We start from the raw sequence: 1,151 nt of genomic DNA, 5'->3' as shown, positions 1-1,151 counted from the left end.
GGGCATGGGGTGAGGACCTTCGCTGCTCGCGGACGTACGGGTCGGCCGCGACGCTGCCACGCCGAGGGGCGGGGGCCGGGACGGCGACACCGCGACCACCCCCGGACGGCCGGGCCGATCCGCCTGATCGGCCTACAGTCGTACGGTCGGATGGGCGGCTTGGCGGATGGTCGGCTCAAGCCCCGGGGCGCGCGGACCCGGCGCGAGGGCCCGGCTCAGGCCGACCGCGGTGCGGACCCGCCGCCGAAGAGCGGGGCCAGGACCAGCCAGGCCGCGCCCTCCGCCACGGCGTCCCGGTCCCCCGCCACGCGCACCGGGGCCGTGAGGCCCAGCCCGGCGAGCACCTCTCGCACCCCGCCCGCGAAGACCTCGGGCGCGGCCAGGACCAGCCGGCCGCCGAGCAGCACCTCGTCGATGTCGAGGAGCCGTACGACGTTGGCCGCGCCCGCGCCGAGGATCCGCGCGGCCTCGGCCCCGTCGCCGCGCGCGACCGCCGCGAGACAGAGGACCTCCAGGCAGCCGCGGCCGCCGCAGCCGCACGCGGGCCCGTCGAGCTGGACGGTCTGGTGGCCCAGCTCGCCGGCGCCCGTCCTGTCCCCCCGGAGCGGGGCCCCGCCGAGGACGAGACCGGCGCCGAGCCCCGTACCGAGGTGGACGTACGCGAAGGAGGAGGGGGCGGCGGGGCGGACGGCGAGGCCCAGGGCGGCGGCGTTGGTGTCCTTGTCGAGGACGACGGGCAGCCCGAGGCGCCGGGCCAGCTCCTCGCGGACGGGGTGGCCGTCCCACTCGGGGAAGCCCGTCACCCGGCCGGGCACGCCGGCGAGGTGGTCGAGCGGGCCGGGCATGGCGACCCCGACACCGAGGACGGACGGTGGGAGTGGCCCGGGGGCGGAGTCCTGCACGCGACCGGGGCGCGGACCAGGGGCGGAGTCTTGCGCGCGACCGGGGTGCGGACCAGGGGCGAAGTCCTGCACGCGACCGGGGTGCGGACCAGGGGCGAAGTCCTGCACGCGACCGGGGTGCGGACCAGGGGCGAGGTCCTGCACGCGACCGGGGCGCGGACCAGGGGCGAGGTCCGCCCCGGGGCCTGCGTCTCGCCCGCGACCGGCGTGTGCGCCCGGCGCGGCGAAGCCCGCCAGAACCGCCCCCAC

1 protein-coding gene is annotated in these 1,151 nt (G+C 79.4%); it reads right to left on the bottom strand.

What is annotated here, in order from left to right:
* Positions 1–215: 215 nt before the first annotated feature.
* Positions 216–1,151 (bottom strand): ROK family protein (locus EAO70_RS36680; RefSeq protein ID WP_410091604.1); only part of this gene is annotated, 936 nt, incomplete at its 5' end.

It is taken from the genome of Streptomyces sp. adm13(2018), from assembly GCF_008042145.1.
In the GTDB taxonomy this organism is placed as follows: domain Bacteria; phylum Actinomycetota; class Actinomycetes; order Streptomycetales; family Streptomycetaceae; genus Streptomyces.
Note: the sequence above shows the minus strand (reverse complement) of the source record. Positions and strands in the feature narration are given on the sequence as shown.